A 24,171-nucleotide genomic window follows, 5' to 3' on the forward strand; every position below is an offset into this window, starting at 1 on the left:
GTGTAACCATAATGAATAATAAAAAGTCGCTGCCGCTATCGGCCGCTGCGCTGGCAGTACTGTGCGCTACTTCTTCTTTGGCAAGTGCAAATGACAAAACTGACCAAGTGGTTGTGTCAGCTAATCGTTTCGAACAACCTATTTCTTCTATATTAGCGCCAGTGACGGTGGTCACTCGTGAAGATATCGACCATTGGCAGTCAAATACCATTATTGATGTATTAAGGCGCTTGCCGGGAGTAGATATTTCTCAAAGTGGCGGAATGGGGCAACAAAGCTCTCTTTTTATTAGAGGAACAGAATCTCGTCATGTTTTAGTTCTAATTGATGGCGTTCGTTTGAATCAGGCGGGCATTTCAGGTTCATCTGATATGAGCCAAATCCCAATTTCTCTGGTACAGCGCATTGAGTATATTCGCGGAGCACGCTCAGCGGTTTATGGTTCTGATGCTGTTGGTGGTGTGGTGAATATTATTACTCGTCGTGATAACGATGGCACTACTTTAAATGCAGGCATTGGCTCACACAGTTATCAAAACTATAACGGTTCGACTCAGCAAAAAATTGGTGAGAATACAACGGTAACGGCAGCGGGTGCTTATACTCATACAAAAGGGTTTGATGTTGAAGCCAGAGGAAATACAGGCGGGGGCCCTCAACCCGATAAAGATGATTTTTGAATAAAACATTATGGTTAGGTGTTGAGCATCAATTCTCTTCCGCTCTTTCTGCTTATGCACGCGCTTATGGTTACGACAATCGTACGAGTTATGACGGTACGCCAGCAGACACTCGTAAGCTATACAGCAGAACATATGAGTCTGGGTTGAAATATGCGAATGGTAAGTACTCTACAAGTTTGCTTGGGAGCTATAGCCATATGAAAGATTACAACTACAACTATCACAATGGGCGGTATGGTAGCGGTTCTGTAATTGATGAATCAGACCAATACAACTTTCAATGGGGTAATAGCTATAGATTAGAAAAAGGAAATATCAGTGCTGGGGTTGATTATCAACGTCAAAGCATTGAGCCCGGTGGTTATACGATGACAAGTAAAAAAGAAACCGTCAATAACACAGGTATTTATCTTACAGGACAATATGCACTCATCGACTCTGTCAATGCGGAAGGGGCAGTACGTTCAGATCACCATTCTGAATTTAACTGGCACACGACATGGCAATCAGGTTTAAGCTGGGAATTTTATGATGGATATAAGTTAATCGGCTCTTATGCTACAGCGTATAAAGCCCCTAACTTAGGTCAGCTTTATACGGATAATGTTGCTTGGAACATCAAAGGAAATCCAAATTTAAAACCAGAAGAAAGTAAGCAGTGGGAAATTGGTTTAGAAGGCGAAACAGGGTTATTGTTTTGGCAATTAACTGGGTATGAAAACGAGATAACTAATCTGATTGATTTCACTTCGGATCCAGTGACGCAAACTAGTTCTTATAACAATATTGGCAAGGCAAAGATTAAAGGAGTCGAGTGGAATGGAGAATTACAAACAGGCCTATTTAGCCATCAACTCACGTTACAGTATCTAGACCCAAGAAATGAAAAAACAAATAAAGTGCTTAATCGTAGAGCAAAACAACAAGTCAAATACCAGCTAGATTGGAACATTGCTGCTGTAGATATGGGGTTGACTTACCAATATATAGGCAGTCGTTATGATACCAATGAAACTTATCAACGCACTAAAGTCGGCGGCGTTAGCATCTGGGATCTCACCGCTGCATATCCAATCACTTCACATCTCACAATTCGTGGTAAAATAGCTAATATGTTCGATAAAGACTATGAGACCGCGTATGGTTATCGCACCGCTGGAAGAGAATATTTCCTTACAGGAAGCTACAACTTCTGATAACAACCTATCTGTTCGCCCGACCATTCTAGTGTTTGACTCTGGAGTGGGCGGGTTATCTGTTTATCGTGAAGTCAAAAAAATGATCCCGAATGCTCACTATATCTATGCATTCGACAATAAAGCCTTCCCTTATGGTGAAAAAAGCGAAGAGTTCATTATTGATAGGGTCTATCAAATCGTAAATGCAATAGCTGCAAAACATCCTTTAACCATTGCGATTATTGCGTGCAATACCGCAAGTACGGTCAGCCTTCCTAATTTGAGAGCACATTTTACGTTCCCAGTTGTTGGGGTTGTTCCAGCCATTAAACCCGCAACCAAGTTAACGCGTAATGGCGTAGTTGGTTTATTGGCGACGAAAGGCACTGTAAACCGCGAATACACCAAAGAGCTGATCGAACGGTTTGCAACAGACTGCAAAGTGATTTCTCTCGGTTCTGCGGAATTAGTTCAACTTGCAGAAAGAAAGTTACATGGGGAAACTTTACCACTAGATGAAGTTGCTCAAACTGTCAGGCCATGGATTCGAATGCCAGAGCCGCCCGATACTGTTATTTTGGGTTGCACGCATTTTCCTCTATTAATAGAAGAACTCGAAAAAGTGCTACCAAATGGAACTCGATTCATTGATTCAGGTTCTGCAATCGCCAGAAGAACCGTTTGGCTCATTAATAATCAAGAAGAAATCGCCAATTCAGAGGAAGAAAACTTCGCATATTGCTTATTAATGGATGACAACGCAAAAGGATTACAGCCAGTTCTCGAAGCTGAAGGGTTCAAAACGCTGGAAAAACTAGCTATCTAAGTCAAATTTGGTGGAAAGCTGAGCGAACAGAAAAAAATATGAAAAAAGGGGTTGCCAGATTTTTCTGACTCCCTATAATGCGCATCCACTGACCGGGAACAAGACAACGCAAAGTGCGATGAACACTGAAACGGCAGCGAGAGATTCTGAAAAGAAAAAGCAAAAAATTGCTTGACTCTCACGGAGGAAAACGTAATATACGCCTCCTCGCAGCAACGACCGAAAGGTTGGTTTTCATAAAGAAAAGCTGCAATGCTCTTTAACAATTTATCAGACAATCTGTGTGGGCACTCACAGGACACTATCAAAAAAATATTTGATTTTAAGTCTTGAAGAGTGACTAACACGTTAATTCATATATATGAAATAAGGTAGTAACGCTTATTTTGGAAGGATAACGCGAAGGCAAGCAGAGATAACCCGAGACAGTACTTAGGTACGGCGAGGGGAAGCGATGCGAAGCCGACAAAGTTAGCCGAACAAAAGAACGTTACGGTCAGTAAGACATTCTTTGAGCATCAAGCTTTTTAATTGAAGAGTTTGATCATGGCTCAGATTGAACGCTGGCGGCAGGCCTAACACATGCAAGTCGAGCGGTAACAGGGGAAGCTTGCTTCTCGCTGACGAGCGGCGGACGGGTGAGTAATGTATGGGGATCTGCCCGATAGAGGGGGATAACTACTGGAAACGGTAGCTAATACCGCATAATCTCTAAGGAGCAAAGCAGGGGAACTTCGGTCCTTGCGCTATCGGATGAACCCATATGGGATTAGCTAGTAGGTGAGGTAATGGCTCACCTAGGCGACGATCCCTAGCTGGTCTGAGAGGATGATCAGCCACACTGGGACTGAGACACGGACCAGACTCCTACGGGAGGCAGCAGTGGGGAATATTGCACAATGGGCGCAAGCCTGATGCAGCCATGCCGCGTGTATGAAGAAGGCCCTAGGGTTGTAAAGTACTTTCAGTCGGGAGGAAGGCGTTGATGCTAATATCATCAACGATTGACGTTACCGACAGAAGAAGCACCGGCTAACTCCGTGCCAGCAGCCGCGGTAATACGGAGGGTGCAAGCGTTAATCGGAATTACTGGGCGTAAAGCGCACGCAGGCGGTTGATTAAGTTAGATGTGAAATCCCCGGGCTTAACCTGGGAATGGCATCTAAGACTGGTCAGCTAGAGTCTTGTAGAGGGGGGTAGAATTCCATGTGTAGCGGTGAAATGCGTAGAGATGTGGAGGAATACCGGTGGCGAAGGCGGCCCCCTGGACAAAGACTGACGCTCAGGTGCGAAAGCGTGGGGAGCAAACAGGATTAGATACCCTGGTAGTCCACGCTGTAAACGATGTCGATTTGAAGGTTGTTCCCTAGAGGAGTGGCTTTCGGAGCTAACGCGTTAAATCGACCGCCTGGGGAGTACGGCCGCAAGGTTAAAACTCAAATGAATTGACGGGGGCCCGCACAAGCGGTGGAGCATGTGGTTTAATTCGATGCAACGCGAAGAACCTTACCTACTCTTGACATCCAGAGAATTTAGCAGAGATGCTTTAGTGCCTTCGGGAACTCTGAGACAGGTGCTGCATGGCTGTCGTCAGCTCGTGTTGTGAAATGTTGGGTTAAGTCCCGCAACGAGCGCAACCCTTATCCTTTGTTGCCAGCGATTCGGTCGGGAACTCAAAGGAGACTGCCGGTGATAAACCGGAGGAAGGTGGGGATGACGTCAAGTCATCATGGCCCTTACGAGTAGGGCTACACACGTGCTACAATGGCGTATACAAAGAGAAGCGACCTCGCGAGAGCAAGCGGAACTCATAAAGTACGTCGTAGTCCGGATTGGAGTCTGCAACTCGACTCCATGAAGTCGGAATCGCTAGTAATCGTAGATCAGAATGCTACGGTGAATACGTTCCCGGGCCTTGTACACACCGCCCGTCACACCATGGGAGTGGGTTGCAAAAGAAGTAGGTAGCTTAACCTTCGGGAGGGCGCTTACCACTTTGTGATTCATGACTGGGGTGAAGTCGTAACAAGGTAACCGTAGGGGAACCTGCGGTTGGATCACCTCCTTACCATTGAAGTGTACTTGTGAAGTGCTCACACAGATTGTCTGATAGAAAGTAGAGCAATAGGCTATACGTGGGAGACTTATTCGCGAGAATAGGACTTACATGAAATCACAAAAGTTTTTGTGATTTTCGTGTCCCCTTCGTCTAGAGGCCTAGGACACCGCCCTTTCACGGCGGTAACAGGGGTTCGAATCCCCTAGGGGACGCCAATTGCGCCGATATCGAGTGAAAGACGATGTCCCCAATAATGATTAAGCCAATTACGTTGTAGTTGGTTTAACAATTATGCTCTTTAACAATCTGGAACAAGCTGAAAATTGAAAACAACGCACATTGTTTATCGCTTAAACAATGTGAGAGTCTCTCAAAAATCTCAACTTGAATGTGCTTCTCTGAAGCATCGAGTCGACGAACGAAATGAGTTCGAGGCGGCCAGCGCACAGCAAGCGCAGCGTACATAAGTACGTGAGCATTGCGCGCACTGCCCAACGAAGAAATCATGACGTGCAGTCACTCGTTGTCAGAAGACACCTTCGGGTTGTGAGGTTAAGCGACTAAGCGTACACGGTGGATGCCTAGGCAATCAGAGGCGATGAAGGACGTGCTAATCTGCGATAAGCGTCGGTAAGGTGATATGAACCGTTACAACCGACGATTTCCGAATGGGGAAACCCAGTGCAATTCGTTGCACTATCGTTTGATGAATACATAGTCAAACGAAGCGAACCGGGGGAACTGAAACATCTCAGTACCCCGAGGAAAAGAAATCAACCGAGATTCCCCTAGTAGCGGCGAGCGAACGGGGAGCAGCCCAGAGTCTTAATCAGCATTAGCATCAGGAGAACGGTCTGGAAAGTCCGGCAGTAAAGGGTGATAGCCCCGTATCCGAAGGTGTTAGTGTTGTGAACTCGACGAGTAGGGCGGGACACGTGTTATCCTGTCTGAATATGGGGGGACCATCCTCCAAGGCTAAATACTCCTGATTGACCGATAGTGAACCAGTACCGTGAGGGAAAGGCGAAAAGAACCCCGGCGAGGGGAGTGAAATAGAACCTGAAACCGTGTACGTACAAGCAGTGGGAGCCTTGATTTATCAGGGTGACTGCGTACCTTTTGTATAATGGGTCAGCGACTTATATTCTTTAGCAAGGTTAACCGTATAGGGGAGCCGTAGGGAAACCGAGTCTTAACTGGGCGAATAAGTTGCAGGGTATAGACCCGAAACCCGGTGATCTAGCCATGGGCAGGTTGAAGGTTGGGTAACACTAACTGGAGGACCGAACCGACTAATGTTGAAAAATTAGCGGATGACTTGTGGCTGGGGGTGAAAGGCCAATCAAACCGGGAGATAGCTGGTTCTCCCCGAAAGCTATTTAGGTAGCGCCTCGTGAACTCATCTTCGGGGGTAGAGCACTGTTTCGACTAGGGGGTCATCCCGACTTACCAACTCGATGCAAACTACGAATACCGAAGAATGTTATCACGGGAGACACACGGCGGGTGCTAACGTTCGTCGTGAAGAGGGAAACAACCCAGACCGCCAGCTAAGGTCCCAAAGTCATAGTTAAGTGGGAAACGAAGTGGGAAGGCTCAGACAGCCAGGATGTTGGCTTAGAAGCAGCCATCATTTAAAGAAAGCGTAATAGCTCACTGGTCGAGTCGGCCTGCGCGGAAGATGTAACGGGGCTAAACTATGCACCGAAGCTGCGGCAGCGATATGTAAATATTGTTGGGTAGGGGAGCGTTCTGTAAGCCTGTGAAGGTGTGCTGTGAGGCATGCTGGAGGTATCAGAAGTGCGAATGCTGACATAAGTAACGATAATGCGGGTGAAAAACCCGCACGCCGGAAGACCAAGGGTTCCTGTCCAACGTTAATCGGGGCAGGGTGAGTCGACCCCTAAGGCGAGGCAGAAATGCGTAGTCGATGGGAAACGGGTTAATATTCCCGTACTGGTGATAATTGCGATGGGGGGACGGAGAAGGCTAGGCTATCCGGGCGACGGTTGTCCCGGTTTAAGGATGTAGGCAGGTGAATTAGGCAAATCCGGTTCACTACATGCTGAGGTCCGACGACGAGTCACTACGGTGATGAAGTAGCTCATGCCCCGCTTCCAGGAAAAGCCTCTAAGCTCTAGATTATCATTAATCGTACCCCAAACCGACACAGGTGGTCAGGTAGAGAATACTCAGGCGCTTGAGAGAACTCGGGTGAAGGAACTAGGCAAAATGGTGCCGTAACTTCGGGAGAAGGCACGCTGGCATTAGGTGAAGTGATTTACTCATGGAGCTGAAGCCAGTCGCAGATACCAGCTGGCTGCAACTGTTTATTAAAAACACAGCACTGTGCAAACACGAAAGTGGACGTATACGGTGTGACGCCTGCCCGGTGCTGGAAGGTTAATTGATGGGGTTATCCGTAAGGAGAAGCTCTTGATCGAAGCCCCAGTAAACGGCGGCCGTAACTATAACGGTCCTAAGGTAGCGAAATTCCTTGTCGGGTAAGTTCCGACCTGCACGAATGGCGTAATGATGGCCAGGCTGTCTCCACCCGAGACTCAGTGAAATTGAACTCGCTGTGAAGATGCAGTGTACCCGCGGCAAGACGGAAAGACCCCGTGAACCTTTACTATAGCTTGACACTGAACATTGAGCCTTGATGTGTAGGATAGGTGGGAGGCTTTGAAGCGTGGACGCCAGTCTGCGTGGAGCCAACCTTGAAATACCACCCTTTAATGTTTGATGTTCTAACGTTGCCCCATTATCTGGGGTGCGGACAGTGTCTGGTGGGTAGTTTGACTGGGGCGGTCTCCTCCCAAAGAGTAACGGAGGAGCACGAAGGTTGGCTAAGCATGGTCGGACATCATGCGGTTAGTGCAAAGGCATAAGCCAGCTTGACTGCGAGAGTGACGGCTCGAGCAGGTACGAAAGTAGGTCTTAGTGATCCGGTGGTTCTGAATGGAAGGGCCATCGCTCAACGGATAAAAGGTACTCCGGGGATAACAGGCTGATACCGCCCAAGAGTTCATATCGACGGCGGTGTTTGGCACCTCGATGTCGGCTCATCACATCCTGGGGCTGAAGTAGGTCCCAAGGGTACGGCTGTTCGCCGTTTAAAGTGGTACGCGAGCTGGGTTTAGAACGTCGTGAGACAGTTCGGTCCCTATCTGCCGTGGGCGTTGGAAGATTGAAAGGGGCTGCTCCTAGTACGAGAGGACCGGAGTGGACGCACCACTGGTGTTCGGGTTGTCATGCCAATGGCATTGCCCGGTAGCTAAGTGCGGAAGAGATAACCGCTGAAAGCATCTAAGCGGGAAACTTGCCTTGAGATGAGTCTTCCCTGACTCTTTAAGAGTCCTAAAGGAACGTTTAAGACTAAGACGTTGATAGGTTGGGTGTGTAAGCGTAGCGATACGTTGAGCTAACCAATACTAATGAACCGTGAGGCTTAACCTGACAACACCGAAGGTGTTTTAGAGAGATAGAGTTGTTTTTCAGAGAACGTGAGAAGCCGAAAGGTGAAGGACACACAGCTTGTTTGAGATTGACGTTCTGGTTTAGTGAAGAAAAAACTAAACGGGAACAAACAGAATTTGTCTGGCGGCAATAGCGCGGTGGTCCCACCTGACCCCATGCCGAACTCAGCAGTGAAACGCCGTAGCGCCGATGGTAGTGTGGGGTCTCCCCATGTGAGAGTAGGGAACTGCCAGACATTAAATTAGTGAGAAAGCCACCCATAGGGTGGCTTTTTTGCGTTTGGAGAAAAAAAGAAAAACAGTGGATGTTGAGGTTAGGTGGGGTGCCTAAGTTTTAGTTCCTCAGTTCCTCAGTTTCTTAGCTCCTTAATGTTTTAATCCCTAATTTTAATCCTCTCTTCATCTCTTTTAGCTACTTTTAGGGCTCTCTCTATCTATCTATCACCATCATTAATGAGAGTGCGTGATGCAAAGTAGTGAGTAACAACTCACAGATTGTTTAGGGTAGCGAAATTTTAATAAAATCAAATAAATATTGTGGATTGGGAGTTTCCCCATCACGGTGATGAATGATACCGCTTGAGCCAAAGTAGTCAGTAACAACTCACTTGTTGAAAGGGATGTTGGCTGCTAGTGATGGTGAGATGGCAGGAGTTAGGAGAAGTAATGGAGGGGGAGCGGTTGTATTGGTGCGCTGAATGGATATTGTGAATGCAAAGTAGTGAGTAACAGCTCACAGATTGTTTAGGGTAGCGAAATTTTAATAAAATCAAATAAATATTGTGGATTGGGTGTTTCCCCATCATGGTGATGAATGACATAGCTTGAATCAAAGAAGTCAGTAACAACTCACTTGTTGAAGGAGACGGTGGCTGTTGGTGAAGGTGGGATAACAGGGGCTAGGAGAAGTAATGGAGGGGAGCGGTTGTATTGGTGCGCTGAATGGATATTGTGAATACAAAGTAGTGAGTAACAGCTCACAGATTGTTTAGGGTAGCGGAATTTTAAGAATATCACGAGAGTACTGTGGATTGGATGTTTGCCCATCACGGTGATGAATGATACCGCTTGAGTCAAAGTAGTCAGTAACAACTCACTTGTTGTTTTGCGGAAAAGATAACTTTAAAAATATCAAATGAGTACTGTGGATTAGGTGTTTGCCCATCACGATGATGAATGACACCACTTGAGTCAAAGTAGTAAGTAACAACTCACTTGTTGAAGGGGATGGTGGCTGTTAGTGAAGGTGGGGTGGCAGGAGTTAGGAGAAGCAATGGAGGATAAGCGGTTGTATTGGTGTGACGAATAGATATTCTAAATGCAAAGTAGTGAGTAACAACTTCGGTTTAATATTTTAATTGAATTTAAATCGTCATCATAATTTGGAAGTCAGTATAGTAGCTAGGCTAAGAGCCCAATCAAATAACAGTATCTTAAATATAATTCACAGAATAATTGCTAATAGCTTATGGCAAATAAAAGTAGTAATCACTAATACAATATATTGAAGATAAGAAGGTTAATAGCTGTATATAATTATTAGAAATAAACTATAAGTTACAGTGCTTGAAATTATTTCATTTAACCTTGAAAGGCTCGACAAGACGGATAACATTAGTTAGATTATTTAGCATTCTAGAAGTCTAAACGTATAAACAGATAAAAGGGGGATGAATGATGCCTATTCGTTTACCAGATGAACTACCGGCAGTTAATTTCTTGAGAGAAGAAAATGTTTTTGTTATGACAACAACAAGAGCAAGTCATCAAGAGATCCGTCCCTTGAAAGTATTAATACTCAATTTGATGCCGAAAAAGATAGAAACTGAAAACCAGTTTCTGCGTTTGCTGTCGAACACACCATTACAGGTTGATATTCAACTATTACGAATTGACCAGCGAGAATCAAAGAATACCCCAACGGAGCACTTAGATACCTTTTATTGTGATTTTGAAGATATACAGGATCAAAACTTTGATGGCTTAATTGTAACGGGAGCTCCGTTAGGTCTGGTTGAGTTTAATGATGTATTATACTGGCAACAAATAGAAAGGGTGATAGCTTGGGCGAAACAGCATGTGACATCAACACTTTTCGTTTGTTGGGCTGTACAAGCGGCTTTAAAGGTATTGTATGACTTACCAAAATGGACTAGAGAAGAAAAACTATCTGGTATTTATCAGCATGATACGTTAGAGCCGTATGCTTTACTCACTAGAGGGTTTGATGGATCATTTTATGCACCTCACTCTCGCTACGCTGATTTTCCGGAAGACCTTATTCGCCAGCACACTGATCTAGAGATTTTAGCAAGTTCACAGGAGGCTGGTGCTTATTTATTTGGGTCAAAAGATAAACGCTTAGCATTTGTGACAGGCCATCCCGAATATGATGGGGACACTCTTGCACAAGAATATTGGCGTGATCTAGATGCTGGAATTTCTCCTCAGATCCCATGCAATTATTTTAAAAATGATGATCCCAGCAACCCTCCGCTCGTGAGTTGGCGTAGTCATGGGCACTTGTTGTTCTCAAATTGGTTGAATTATTATGTGTATCAGATCACACCTTTTGATCTTACGAATATGGAACCAACGTTAGATTAAAAAAAGAAATATAAATTTAAAAATTATAATAAAATAAGTATTTTTACTGGTTATACCAGTTAAAGTTAGGCTTATATAGTAAAAGTGGTACCACAGTTAGTCTGAAAGCAGCTATTTATTAGCTGCTTTTTTTGTTTTCAAAGAAAAATTTTAAAAATACAGTTTTCTATAATTAGTTGATTTAACGACTATTTAACATTTTTGACTAGTCAAAGGAATGGTTAATCAATTTATAAATTTATTTAAAATTCATTATTATCAATAAGATATTTGACTTTTTAATTAAAATGGAAATCGTTTTTGATTTATATCTATTTTGATCTTATGCTTATTTCATAGTCAACGATGAATGAGGGTTTGGTCGATGGAGCAGCAATTATCTATATCGGAATTAACATTCACAAAGAATATTGAACAGTTTGAAAGACAAGTGTTACATATTGATTCTATTGCATTTCTTTCTAAACTAGTTGAAGAGTTTCTTCCTCGCCGAGAAAAATTATTAAAAGATAGAGAGGTCAGACAGCAAAAGATAGATGCTGGTTCTTTACCTAACTTTATTTCAGAATTTGATTCCATAAAAAAATCAGATTGGAAAATTCAAAGTATCCCTGAAGATTTACAAGATCGCCGTGTCGAAATTACGGGTCCGGTTGAACGTAAAATGGTTATTAATGCCTTAAATGCCAATGTAAAAGTATTTATGGCAGATTTTGAAGATTCCCTTTCACCTTCATGGGAAAAATTGATCGATGGCCAAATCAATTTAAGGGATGCGATCCGCGGTGATATTTCTTATACCAACGAAAATGGAAAGGTTTACCAATTAAAATCAAATCCAGCAGTTTTGATTGCTCGTGTTCGTGGTCTTCATTTAGATGAAAAACATGTTTTATCAGGAAGTAAGCCTATTCCTGGAGGCCTGTTTGATTTCGCTATTTACTTTTTTAATAACTATCAAGCGTTATTAGAAAAAGGGAGTGGTCCTTACTTTTATATCCCAAAACTTGAGTCTTGTCAGGAAGCAAAATGGTGGAGCGATGTTTTTAGTCTGGCTGAAGACTCCGTGGGTATACCTCGGGGCACTATCAAAGCAACTGTACTGATCGAAACATTACCTGCTGTATTCCAAATGGATGAAATCTTATATCACATGCGTCACCACATTGTGGGGCTGAATTGTGGGCGTTGGGACTACATATTTAGTTATATCAAAACATTGAAAGAGCATGCTGACCGAGTATTGCCAGATCGCCAAGTTGTCACAATGACACAATCATTTTTAAGTGCCTATTCGCGCTTATTAATTAAAACGTGCCACCGTCGTGGAGCATTTGCGATGGGGGGAATGTCTGCTTTTATACCGAGCAAGGACCCTCAAGAAAATGAAACTATTCTAGCGAAAGTAAAAGCAGACAAAGAACTAGAAGCGAGAAATGGCCATGATGGCTCTTGGATTGCGCACCCAGGTTTAGCGGATACCGTTATGAACGTGTTTAATCAAGCACTTGGTGAGCGCCAAAACCAGTTACATGTATCTCGTGATTTCGATGAAGAAATTACAGCTGACCAGTTATTAGAACCTTGTGCCGGTGAGCGAACTGAAGCGGGGATGCGGGCTAATATTCGCGTTGCTGTGCAATATATTGAAGCATGGATTTCAGGGAATGGTTGTGTACCTATCTATGGTTTGATGGAGGATGCTGCGACAGCAGAAATTTCACGCACTTCAATTTGGCAGTGGATCCGCCACGGTAAAACCTTGTCCACCGGTGAAAAAGTCACTAAGGCATTATTTGAAGAAATGTTAGATGAAGAGTTACAGGTTATCCAAAAAGAACTTGGTGATAAGCGTTTTCAAAGTGGCCGTTTCCGTGAGGCTGCAGAACTGATGAGGCGGATTACTACACAGGATGAGCTTATAGAATTCTTAACTATCCCTGGATACCAATTATTAGATTAATCATTGTGAATAAAAAATTCGATAAACCCTACATATTCTTATAAAGGAAGTGGATCATGACAACATCGCGCTTAGAACAAATTGCCCAATTAGAAAATGAATGGAAACAACCACGTTGGAAAGGTATTACTCGCCCATATACAGCGGAAGAAGTGGTGAAATTGCGTGGTTCTGTGCATATCGAACACTCTTTAGCACGCAAAGGTGCAGAACGCTTTTGGGATCAACTACATGGCGGTTCAAAGAAAGGTTATGTAAATGCACTGGGAGCCTTAACGGGTGGGCAAGCGCTACAACAAGCGAAAGCCGGTATTGAAGCTATTTATTTATCAGGTTGGCAGGTAGCGGCGGACGCAAATACATCATCGAGTATGTACCCGGACCAATCACTTTACCCTGTCGATTCAGTACCATCGGTAGTTAAGAAAATTAATAATACATTCCGTCGGGCAGATCAAATTCAGTGGGCGAATGGTATTGGCCCTGACAATAAAGAGTATATTGATTATTTTTTACCTATTATCGCGGATGCGGAAGCGGGTTTTGGTGGCGTATTAAATGCCTTCGAACTCATGAAAAATATGATAGAAGCTGGAGCAGCTGCGGTTCATTTTGAAGACCAATTAGCCGCGGTTAAAAAATGTGGCCATATGGGGGGGAAAGTTCTTGTGCCTACCCAAGAGGCGATTCAAAAACTGGTTGCTGCTCGTTTAGCGGCGGATGTTTCAGGTGTGCCAACTATTTTAGTTGCTAGAACCGATGCTGATGCAGCAGATCTTCTAACATCTGACTGTGATGCCTATGATGCGGCATTTGTTACTGGGGAACGCACTTCTGAAGGTTTTTTCCGAACTAAAGCAGGAATTGAGCAAGCAATTAGTCGTGGGTTAGCTTATGCACCTTACGCAGACCTTGTTTGGTGTGAAACGTCAAAACCTGACCTTGAAGCGGCAAGACAGTTTGCTGAAGCTATTCATGCTAAATTCCCTGGTAAATTATTAGCTTACAATTGCTCTCCTTCATTTAATTGGAAAAAGAATTTAGATGACAGCACGATCGCACGATTCCAAGATGAGCTTTCAGCAATGGGGTACCGCTTCCAATTCATTACGTTAGCAGGTATTCACAGTATGTGGTTCAACATGTTTGACTTAGCTCATTCCTATGCACAAGGTGAAGGCATGAAGCATTATGTTGAAAAAGTCCAAGAGTGTGAGTTTGCTGCAATTAATAAAGGTTATACCTTCTCTTCGCATCAACAGGAGGTAGGAACAGGCTATTTTGATAAAGTGACAACAGTTATTCAAGGTGGCACTTCATCAGTGACAGCATTAACTGGCTCGACTGAAGAAGAGCAATTCTAGTCAGATTATTTCCCTTTCAATCGGTGTTTCTGTTGGTTAGCTGTATCTGTTAATTTTTCAGGCACGTTTAGTGCCTGTTTTTTATTCAAAATAAGTCTGTATTCTTATAGGAGTGGTTATGATATTGACGACAGAACAGATAATAGCTCAGACCATTTTACAGGGTTTTGATGCTCAATATGGTCGTTTCCTTGAGATAACCTCAGGTGCACAAGAAAGGTTTGAGCAGGCAGATTGGCATGCAATTCAGCATGCGATGAAAAGAAGAATTCAGCTGTATGATCACCATGTTGGTTTAGTTGTCGCTCAGCTACAGTTTATGGGGCTAGTTCAATCTTTAACACCCGATAAACTGGCTCAAATAAAAAATGTTTATAAAACCTTATTACCAGATTATCCAAGGTTTGAAATAGCAGAAAGCTTCTTTAATTCAGTTTACTGCCGGTTATTTCAGCATCGGGAGCTTACACAAGATAACTTATTTATTTTTACATCCCAGCCTGCAAGGCGTTTTTCTATTTCTCCTAGGCCACTAGCTCGAGAATACTTTGTTAATAATAATTTAGAGGGGGTATTGTTCACAATATTAAGTGGGTTACCACTAAGGCTAAAGTGGCGTAATTTGGATTTAGATATTCATTGTATTATCAATGTATTGAAAACAAAATTTCCTGATATTGAAACCCAAAAAGTCAGTTTTCATATTGCAAATGAGTTATTTTACCGTAATAAGGCAGCTTGGCTAGTTGGTAAAATTTATATTAATGATGAGGTTCACCCATTCTTACTTCCTATTCACCATGATGATTGTCAGCGCATTTATATTGATGCGTGTTTAACTGAGTTTGATGAAGCCAGTATTGTATTTGGTTTTGCTCGGTCCTATTTTATGGGAGTTATGGTCAAATCTGGTGTACGAGCATCAGGCGGTTTTCCTGTCTGACTGCTCCATTACTTGTTCGCCGTCTTGGAATTTAACGTTATTGACCACGAGGGTTAGCAGTTGAAATCCTTTCAGGCGGTTCCAGCGCTTCTGCGCTGATTGCAGCAATTTATAAACCATTGCTAGGGTTGTGTTTCTTGAACCGCAGTTGCGGGTTTTGCTGGTTCTTAAACGTACTGTAGCGAAGGCAGATTCAATTGGGTTGGTGGTGCGTATACTCACCCAATGTTCTGCTGGAAAATCGTAGAAAGCCAACATGCTCTCACGGTCTTTAGCTAAGCATTCCATTGCGCGTGGGTACTTAGCAGTAAACCTTTCCAGCGCTATATCAAAGGCTTTATGAGCCTTCTCACGCGTCTCTGCCATCCAGATATCATGCAGTGCTTCTTTTACTTTGGGTTGCACTGCCTTGGGCAGTTTGTTGAGCACATTGGCCGTCTTATGCACCCAGCAACGTTGCTGTTTGGTCTGCGGGTATACTTTGCTCAGAGCCTTCCAGAAGCCCAGAGCGCCGTCAGCTGTTGCCAGCTTTGGGCAGGTCGTAAGCCCACGCGCAACCAGGCCATTCAGCAGCTCAAGCCAGCTGGCTTCGGACTCGCGATAGCCTTCTTCAACAGCAATCAGTTCCTTGCGGCCATGCTCTGTCACGCCCATCACCACCAGCAAGCACAAACGGTCATCGAGGCGGACGTTGCTGTAAATACCGTCAACCCAAAGGTACGCGTAGCGCTTGTCACTCAAATCGCGCTGTCGCCACTCTCGGTGCTCATCAATCCAGCGTTCCTTGAGCCTGGAAATGGTGTTAGCTGACAGACCTTTGGCATTCTCACCCAGCAAGGCTGCAAGGGCTTCTTGGTAGTCTCCAGTGGAAATACCTTTGAGATACAGCCACGGTAATAACTCTTCAACGCTGCGGGCACGCTTGAGGTATGGCGGTAGCAGTGCGCTGGTAAAACGAATACCAGAGCCGCTACGATCACGCACTTTTGGCACCTTGATATCAACATCGCCAATGCCCGTTTGGATGCTGCGCTCAGGCAAATAGCCGTTACGCACCACAGCTTTGCGGCCATCGGGTAAACGCAGTTCTTCATGAGCTTGCAGCAGTTGCTGCAGCTCTACTTCAACTGCTTGCGCAATGAGCTGACGAGCACCATTACGCAATAAAGCAGTTAGCACATCAGTGCCAGTTTCATCTGGTTGTGAAAGAACATTCAGGGTAATATTTGTCATGGCGTATCGCTCTACTGTTAATTATTTCTTGGAGGAAACAATCAACAGGATACGCCACCCTCTTTTCCCCTCATACACCACAAATGACTATAGCTCATTTTATGGTGTATGCCCCTTTTCCAGCAGCACTGGTTTTTTGGTTGAGGGAGATCTTACCCAGTAAGTCAATTGCTGAATTATATATGGCAATTGGTTGTCAAAAGCATGGAAAAACAGAGTATTACAGAGAATATCTCGCCTATATTAATTTTTCACGAGAGCAATTTACCGTTGCACCAGGTGTTAAAGGAATGGTGATGTTAGTCTTTACGTCCCCTTCTTTCGATCGTGTTTTTAAAATTATTAAGGATCAATTTGCGCCACAAAAGCAAGTAACACGAGAACGAGTTTTAGAATGCTATCGTTTGGTTAAAGAGCACGATAGAGTTGGCCGTATGGCTGACACCCAAGAGTTTGAAAATTTTGTGATTAGTAAGTCTTCCATCAGCGATGAGTTAATGGTGGAATTATTGAAAGAGGTTCCATCTCAAATTGAAGATTTAGGCGATAACATATTGATTCGTCATTTGTACATGGAAAGAAAGATGATCCCATTGAATATTTATATGGATAATGCCACTGACGCGCAATTACATAATGCATTAAATGAATATGGCTGGGCGATTAAACAATTAGCGGCTGCGAATATTTTCCCCGGAGATATGTTGTTTAAAAATTTTGGAGTAACGCGTCATGGCCGCGTTGTTTTTTATGACTATGATGAAATCTGTTATATGACAGAGGTGAATTTTCGTAAAATTCCTGAGCCATTATACCCTGAGCAAGAATTATCTAGTGAGCCATGGTATAGCATTGGTGAGCAAGATGTTTTCCCTGAAGAGTTTGCTTCTTTTATTTGCCAAAATGAGAAAATTCGTCATTACTTGCAACAATATCATGCAGATTTATTTTCCGCAGATTATTGGCAAAAGTTACAAAATAGAATTTTGGCGGGGCACGTAGAAGATGTTTATGCCTATCGTGAGGAATTACGTTTTTGCCATAAATTCAGTGAGGTTGCATAACTATAATACGCAACTAATGGGAATAGTTACGTATTAATTAAAGGCAATTAAAAACGACTTAGCAAGCATTGAGTCGTTTTTTGGGGCGCTATTTTTTTGCGCCTTGTACAGCTTCTTGGGCAAGTTGGGTAATTTTTTCATAATTGCCTGAATTCAAAGCCTCTTCAGGCACTAACCAAGAGCCACCAATACACAGAACACTATCTAATTCTAAATAGTTAAGGTAATTATCTAGCGATATTCCACCGGTTGGGCAAAATTTGACTTGTGAGAAAGGGCCCGCAATGGCTTTTAGCGCCTTAACGCCACCATTGGCTTCCGCTGGGAAAAATTTGAACTCTTTCAGGCCATATTGCATACCAAGCATAAGTTCAGAAACAGTTGAAATTCCAGGGATTAAAGGAATATCTCCTTTGGTTGCTGCATTGAGTAATTCATCTGTTAAACCGGGACTAATTGCGAATTGTGCTCCAGCTTCAGTAACTTCAGAGAGTTGTTTTGCATTAATAACAGTACCTGCGCCAATAATAGCCTCAGGTACTTCTTTTGCAATGAGGCGAATAGCATCGATAGCACACTCCGTACGTAAAGTGACTTCTAACACTCTAATGCCACCTTTGACTAATGCTTTTGCAAGAGGAACCGCTTGTTCTAATTTTTTGATAACAATAACAGGGACGACAGGGCCTTGTTTTAATACGCTTTCAGCGGTCATTTTCCAATTATTCATTTTCTATTCCTATTCAATGAAAATAGATTAAAAATCAATACTACAAGCACCTTCTTCGGCACCTGATAAATGTCTTCTTAATGCACCGAAAAGCTCCCTTCCACAACCACTACGCTCAGCAGTTAAATCAGCCTCGAAGGGTTGGCGTTTATTGAGTTCTTCTTCATCAACTAGTAATTGTAATTCTCCAGTCAATGCATTTACCCTAATGATATCGCCATTTTTTACTTTTGCTAACAACCCACCATTATAAGCTTCAGGGGTGACATGAATTGCAGATGGTACTTTACCGGATGCTCCGGATAAGCGACCATCAGTAACTAACGCGACTTTGTAGCCTTTATCCATAAGTACACCCAGAGGAGGCATGAGTTTATGAAGTTCAGGCATGCCATTCGCGGATGGCCCTTGGAAGCGGACAACAATAATACAATCTTTATTAAGCTCACCTGCTTCAAAGTGTGATGCAATCTCATTTTGGTTGTTAAATACGACTGCTGGAGCTTCAATAACTTGATTTTCTTCAGGAACTGCTGATGTTTTCATCACGGCACGCCCTAAGTTACCAGAAAGTAATTTTGTGCCCCCATGAGGTGAGAATGGGTGTTCTATTTCAGCGATAACATCAGGATTAAACGAGGATTTAGGGCCCTCTCGCCATTCAAGTTGGCCATTATTTAGCCAAGGTTCCATGGTATAACGTTCCAGCCCGAATCCTGCTACGGTATGGACATCGTTATATAATAAACCTTTTTGTAATAGCTGGTGGATAAGCAAAGCTACGCCACCTGCGGCTTGGAATTGGTTGATATCCGCTTGGCCATTAGGATAGATACGGCAAATAAGTGGAACAATAGCTGAAATATCGGAAAAATCATCCCAATTGATAATGATCCCTGCGGCTCTTGCTATAGCAACAAGATGCATGGTTAAGTTAGTTGAGCCTCCCGTCGCGAGCAATGCGACGATACCGTTGACAATAACTTTTTCGTTAACCAGTTGACCGATAGGTAAGTACTGGCCCGATTGTTCAGTTAAACGCGTAATTTGTCGTGCGGCAGCCTCTGTTAATGCATCCCGTAGTGGAGAGTCAGGTGGTACAAATGACGCACCGGGTAGATGTAACCCCATGACCTCCATCATCATTTGATTCGAGTTGGCAGTACCGTAAAAAGTACAGGTGCCGATCCCATGGTAAGAGGCGGCTTCGGCTTCTAATAAAGCGAGTCGATCAACTTTGCCTTCAGCATACAGCTGGCGAATACGAACCTTTTCTTTATTTGGTAAGCCTGTTGCCATTGGACCTGCTGGGACAAATATTGCAGGAAGGTGACCAAATGAAAGTGCGCCAAGCATTAAGCCTGGAACAATTTTGTCGCAAATACCTAAATAGAGCGCACCATCAAACATATTATGGGATAGGCCAATGGTAGTTGACATGGCAATGACATCTCGACTTAGCATCGATAGTTCCATCCCATCTTGCCCTTGGGTTACGCCATCACACATTGCTGGGACACCCGCAGCGACTTGGCCAATTGAGCCAGCTTCTAATAATGCTTTTTTGAGTTGTTCAGGGTACTTGTCGTAGGGACGATGAGCAGAAAGCATATCATTGTAGGAATTGATGATTGCAATATCAGAGCGAGTCATGCTTTTAAGAATTTGTTTTTCTTCGCTTTGGCATGCTGCAAAGCCATGGGCAAGGTTACCGCAAGCGAGTGATGCTCGATGGACGGTCATACAACGAGCCTGCTCTATTTTTTTGAGATAAGCAGCTCGAGTTTTCAGTGAACGAGAAATGATACGTTGAGTGATGCGATCAAGTTCTTTATTGATCACTGAAGGATTTGTCTCTTTAGAGGTGGTCATGCTCATGATAATTGCTCCATAGTGCAGTAAAAAGATGAATCAAACTGCAAGTCAATTCGGGTTGTGCCTATCGTTATTTACTTGTGAACTATAGCATCAATGTTACCGGTAACATTGTTCAATGAAAGCGGAGGAGTTGCAATATAGAAAATGAACATTCGAAGCTATCTGTGATCTGAATCAAATTTATATTATGGTGTGGACAGGGTAGGAAATAGACAAATAAGCATGCTATAGTGGCTTAGTTGATGATTTTATCATCAAAATTCAATTAGATGATTGTCGAAGGTTAGGTTGTATTCATGAGAAGAGCGGCAGGATGTTAAGGCTAGTTATAGCTGCATTTATATTGTTATTGGCAAATTTTGTTAGGGCTGAGGTTATCTTAGCTTCGGGGTCATATAAAATTTTAACTGAAGTTTTTAATGAACAAACGGCAATGCAGTTACAGAATGCGTCACAAGCAGAAAAAATTGATGTATTGACCCGATATTTTTTAACTACACCTTACAATAAACAAACTTTGAATATGAGTCCGCTATCACCTGAAGAATTGGTGATTAATTTGAAAGAGATGGACTGTATGACATTCATAGAGTACATCGAGGCTTTTAAGCGTTCTAACAATTACGAGCAGTTTGTTTCAAATTTAATCAATATTCGTTATATCAACCAAAATATTACATTTAAACATCGGCGGCATTTTTTCTCTGATTGGGTGCAAGAACCTGAGGCAATTGTGGTAGATATTACTAGCGAAATAAGCCCACACTTTATTCGGGTAAATAAACAACTTAATTTGAAAAATTATAATCAGCGATATATATCAGGCTTGCCTGTTAAAAGTAGACTAATAAACTATATTCCAGTTAAATATGTGGATGATGATTTAGTATTGAGATTAAATGTAGGGGATTACATCGGCGTTTATTCAAAGGATAATGGGTTAGATGTAAGTCATGTGGGTGTTGTAATACGTAGAGGTAATAAAACAATATTTAGAAATGCCTCTTCACTACGTAGAAATCTTCAGGTTATTGATATCGAACTGAACGATTACTTAAAAGGGAAGGCCGGGATTGTTGTTTTTAGGCCGAAATCAGATTATTAGCCTGACTATAGAGAATATTATAATAATAAGATAAATTATTAATCTGTTTTTTGATATAAAAAAGGGAAAACACAATTTTTGCGTATGTAAAAATTTAACATATAGAGTGAAAATTATTTAATAATAAAAAACAGATAATTATTTTGATTGGTTACTAATTATTTCTAGTAACATTTAAAATGTAAAAGTATATTAAATTATCGATTTGATCAAAAAAACATATAGAAATGTAATTTAATTATAAAAATAAAAAAACTTTTATAAAGCAATGGATTACTTTACATATATTATTTTCCTCATTTTTTTTGTATATAAAAATGATGTTTGTCTATCAATCTTGTTATCTTTGATTGCTCATAACTATTTTAAATAGTTATGATTAATTTTATAATGAATAATACTAGCTAAATTATTTTTCTTATTTACATTTAGGAGATGGTTATGCATATAGCTAAAAAGAAAAATATTTATGCATTACTAGGTAATCATTTACGTAAGGCTAGAGTGAGTAAAGGGTTATCAGGAAATGAGCTGGGTTCGATTATTCATTTGAGCCAACAGCAAGTATCACGATATGAGTTAGGTATTAATAAGTTGAGTTTAGATAAACTAATTGAAATTGTAATTTTTTTAGATATTGATATTAATGAGATTACTAAAATCATTGCTAAGCAGGTTGAGTATGAAAAAATGAGTTAGCGATAACCTAAGTAAGATATTTTTTTATTTTATTTTTATAACATTTTATGAATAATTTACTCATTTAAAAATTCCTAGTATAAAAAATAGGTTATAACTTATACGTTATAGAGAATTAGACGATTAATTTTGCATAGTCATAGTACTCGAAAAAAATATGTCTATGGTAACTACTTAAAATTAAAAATTAAATTCTAGAAATAAGAATAATCAATTCAATATGTCTCTATTTTAAGGAGGAGGAGCTTATTAGTGATGATAATTATAATTTTTTCTGGCGCTTCTCTCTCTACTTTTTCCAATGTTCCCTACCATTTAATAGAAGGGGATGTTTTTCGTTAATAAGAAAACCTTTTTTATTTCTAATATGAGCTAAAAAGGTTTTAACATGATGTATTTAAACATTTATTTCATTTTCTATTATCTGTTTTTCTAAAAAGAATAAGCATTGTGATGTTGTTGGTGCATGAAAATTGATAGTATTGCAGACGACACAATGCTTAAATAAAGCTTAATGAATAATAGAGTAAGGCTATGGTTTGATGTTCAAATATATAGGGATATTGTTTGCTTTTTTACTATTAGGCTGTTCGGCCTCGAACAAAGGTTACTATCTCGATAACCGTTACCCATCAAAAAATAGTAGTCAGCGCATTCAATATGTCATTATTCACTACACCGTTTCCGATGATGCGCGTTCCATAGCCACACTAACGCAAGGCAAAGTGAGCTCCCATTTTCTCATACCGAGTGTACCTGAAACTAAAAATGGCCAGCCTGTTGTATTACAACTCGTTCCCGAATCATTAAAAGCATGGCATGCAGGTGAAAGTTATTGGCTACAGCATAATGGTTTGAATGATATTTCTATTGGAATTGAAATCGTTAATGCAGGGGGACAAAAGGATGCTAAAGGAAAGCAACTGTGGGTTCCTTACAATGAAGCGCAAATTGTGGCATTGATACCTCTCATCCAAGATATTATGCAGCGCTATAGTATTCCCCCAGAAAATATTATTGGTCACAGTGATATCGCACCACTGCGCAAGCAGGACCCAGGCAAGGCATTTCCATGGCAACGTCTTGCTCAACATGGTATAGGGGCTTGGCCTGACCCAAAAACAGTCACTAAATTTCTGGCGGGGCGTAATGCCAATGAACCCGCAAGCGTGTTACGCATTCAAAAAGCGCTTAATTTTTATGGATATTCAACAATCCCGCTATCAGGTAAGTTAGATCCACAGACGAAAAAAACATTGCGTGCTTTCCAATTGCATTTCCGACCGCGAGATATTGAAGGACAAGCGGATGCTGAAACAGAGGCTATCGCGTTGGCACTCATTGAAAAGTACCGTGATATGCAAAAATTTAAGTTATTTGAAAAGACTCTGAAGTTGCCTACTATTTCAACAAATCAGCAAGGTGATTAGAGGGCAGTAAAAAGCTTTGTAAGGTTAAGTGAAATACAGGTTGCTTTGTATTTCACTTTCACTGTTTAGCTAGCGGTTTGCACCATATTCATGGCTTATTTCTTTTGCGGCTTTGATAACCATAGCGCCTAATTCAGTAATACGGTCATCGGTGATACGTGATAATGGGCCTGAAATAGAAATGGCTGCGAAAGCTTCTTTGTGTTCATCATAAATACAAGCCCCAATACAGCGTAACCCTAATGCATGCTCTTCGTCATCATAAGAAAAACCTTGCTTTTTAGCCTGTTGTAAATTCTCTTTTAAAGCTGATGGGTTAGTTAATGTATAAGGCGTATAAGCATGTAAACCTTTACGGCTTAAAAGTGGAACCAGTTTGTCTTCTGGTAAGTTAGCAATGAATGCTTTGCCTGCCCCCGAGGCGTGTAATGGCAGTTTTCCTCCGATTGGTGCTGACATTCTCATTAGCGCATTGCATTGTACTTGGTCAACAATGACGGCATCGTACTCTGTATGGTCTAGGATAGCTAAGTTGACAGTTTCCCCCGATTCATCCATTAAGCGGCGTAGTATTGGGTGGACGAGGGCTAACAAATTACGACTCTCTAAAAAGCTGCTACCAATGATAAAAGCATGAGAAGCAATAACCCATAGGCCTAAATCACCAGTTTGGCGAACAAAACCATGTTGTTCTAAAGTCATTAAAAGGCGATGTGTTGTTGAGTTGGGTAAGCCAGCTTGCATCGCAAGGTCAGTGAGGGCAATTCCCCCTGTCGATTCGGAAATATATTCCAATAGTGTTAATCCACGACTTAATGATTGAACTTGTCCTGCTGCAGCTGCGCCACTCGCCGGCCCTTTTGCTTTTTTAAGTTTCTTAGTAATTGGTGCCGTTGCCATTAAGTCTCTCCTGACTGTCATTTAGCTTCT

The 24,171-nt window shown here is 42.0% G+C and carries 11 protein-coding genes, 1 tRNA gene, 3 rRNA genes and 3 pseudogenes; 14 read left to right on the plus strand and 4 right to left on the minus strand.

The genetic code is table 11. The annotated features are described in order from the left end of the window. Positions 1-11 precede the first annotated feature (11 nt). The 10 genes and pseudogenes from btuB to M1F25_RS01505 form a co-directional block, all read left to right on the plus strand. Positions 12-1,879, plus strand: a pseudogene (gene btuB / locus M1F25_RS01460) (TonB-dependent vitamin B12 receptor BtuB). Next, the gene (murI, locus tag M1F25_RS01465) at positions 1,824-2,687 is read left to right on the plus strand and encodes a glutamate racemase (protein ID WP_181489113.1); all 864 of its coding nucleotides are present in this window, start codon (positions 1,824-1,826) and stop codon (positions 2,685-2,687) included. Before btuB ends, murI begins: the two are co-directional and overlap by 56 nt. A gap of 528 nt (positions 2,688-3,215) precedes the next feature. Continuing rightward, positions 3,216-4,755 (plus strand): 16S ribosomal RNA (locus M1F25_RS01470). Positions 4,756-4,885: 130 nt separating this feature from the next. Further along, positions 4,886-4,961 (plus strand) — tRNA-Glu (locus M1F25_RS01475). Positions 4,962-5,296: 335 nt separating this feature from the next. Then, positions 5,297-8,205, plus strand: a 23S ribosomal RNA gene (locus M1F25_RS01480). Positions 8,206-8,345: 140 nt separating this feature from the next. Continuing rightward, positions 8,346-8,461 (plus strand): 5S ribosomal RNA (rrf, locus tag M1F25_RS01485). The 16S, 23S and 5S rRNA genes sit together here with 1 tRNA gene alongside, the layout of an rRNA operon. A gap of 1,441 nt (positions 8,462-9,902) precedes the next feature. After that, a complete protein-coding gene (gene metA / locus M1F25_RS01490) occupies positions 9,903-10,832 on the plus strand; it encodes a homoserine O-acetyltransferase MetA (RefSeq protein WP_181489673.1) in 930 nt (309 codons plus the stop codon). 364 nt (positions 10,833-11,196) lie between these two features. Continuing rightward, positions 11,197-12,795 (plus strand): malate synthase A, encoded by a 1,599-nt coding sequence (aceB, locus tag M1F25_RS01495; RefSeq protein ID WP_112307361.1) that lies wholly within the window; start codon positions 11,197-11,199, stop codon positions 12,793-12,795. A gap of 56 nt (positions 12,796-12,851) precedes the next feature. Beyond that, entirely contained in the window at positions 12,852-14,159 is a 1,308-nt protein-coding gene (aceA, locus tag M1F25_RS01500; protein ID WP_004261346.1) for an isocitrate lyase, read from the plus strand. A gap of 118 nt (positions 14,160-14,277) precedes the next feature. Continuing rightward, positions 14,278-15,051, plus strand: a pseudogene (locus tag M1F25_RS01505) (isocitrate dehydrogenase kinase/phosphatase AceK regulatory subunit); the annotation flags it as partial. A 30-nt stretch (positions 15,052-15,081) separates the two neighbouring features. On the opposite strand, the gene M1F25_RS01510 reads toward M1F25_RS01505, so the two are convergent. Next, entirely contained in the window at positions 15,082-16,335 is a 1,254-nt protein-coding gene (locus M1F25_RS01510; RefSeq protein ID WP_135536280.1) for an IS256 family transposase, read from the minus strand. A gap of 92 nt (positions 16,336-16,427) precedes the next feature. On the opposite strand from M1F25_RS01510, the pseudogene aceK reads away from it, so the two are divergent. After that, positions 16,428-17,399: pseudogene (gene aceK / locus M1F25_RS01515) on the plus strand (bifunctional isocitrate dehydrogenase kinase/phosphatase); the annotation flags it as partial. 88 nt (positions 17,400-17,487) lie between these two features. Here aceK and M1F25_RS01520 read toward each other — a convergent pair. Both M1F25_RS01520 and edd read right to left on the minus strand, forming a co-directional pair. Continuing rightward, positions 17,488-18,129 carry a bifunctional 4-hydroxy-2-oxoglutarate aldolase/2-dehydro-3-deoxy-phosphogluconate aldolase gene (locus M1F25_RS01520; RefSeq protein WP_112307362.1) on the minus strand — a complete coding sequence of 214 codons (642 nt, stop codon included), beginning with the start codon at positions 18,127-18,129 and terminating at the stop codon, positions 17,488-17,490. 27 nt (positions 18,130-18,156) lie between these two features. Next, positions 18,157-20,001 (minus strand): phosphogluconate dehydratase, encoded by a 1,845-nt coding sequence (edd, locus tag M1F25_RS01525; protein ID WP_405127818.1) that lies wholly within the window; start codon positions 19,999-20,001, stop codon positions 18,157-18,159. A gap of 319 nt (positions 20,002-20,320) precedes the next feature. Here edd and M1F25_RS01530 point away from each other — a divergent pair, with 319 nt between their 5' ends. From M1F25_RS01530 to M1F25_RS01540, 3 genes are all read left to right on the plus strand, one after another. Next, positions 20,321-21,112 (plus strand): N-acetylmuramoyl-L-alanine amidase-like domain-containing protein, encoded by a 792-nt coding sequence (locus tag M1F25_RS01530; protein WP_004261336.1) that lies wholly within the window; start codon positions 20,321-20,323, stop codon positions 21,110-21,112. Positions 21,113-21,553: 441 nt separating this feature from the next. Beyond that, the gene (locus M1F25_RS01535; protein WP_036958356.1) at positions 21,554-21,811 is read left to right on the plus strand and encodes a helix-turn-helix domain-containing protein; all 258 of its coding nucleotides are present in this window, start codon (positions 21,554-21,556) and stop codon (positions 21,809-21,811) included. 542 nt (positions 21,812-22,353) lie between these two features. Further along, positions 22,354-23,241 carry an N-acetylmuramoyl-L-alanine amidase gene (locus tag M1F25_RS01540; protein WP_181489115.1) on the plus strand — a complete coding sequence of 296 codons (888 nt, stop codon included), beginning with the start codon at positions 22,354-22,356 and terminating at the stop codon, positions 23,239-23,241. Positions 23,242-23,310: 69 nt separating this feature from the next. On the opposite strand, the gene iclR is transcribed toward M1F25_RS01540, so the two are convergent. Then, a complete protein-coding gene (iclR, locus tag M1F25_RS01545; protein WP_036958355.1) occupies positions 23,311-24,141 on the minus strand; it encodes a glyoxylate bypass operon transcriptional repressor IclR in 831 nt (276 codons plus the stop codon). Positions 24,142-24,171: the final 30 nt, after the last annotated feature.

It is taken from the genome of Providencia sp. PROV109, from assembly GCF_033681625.1.
GTDB classification, from domain to species: Bacteria; Pseudomonadota; Gammaproteobacteria; order Enterobacterales; family Enterobacteriaceae; genus Providencia; species Providencia hangzhouensis.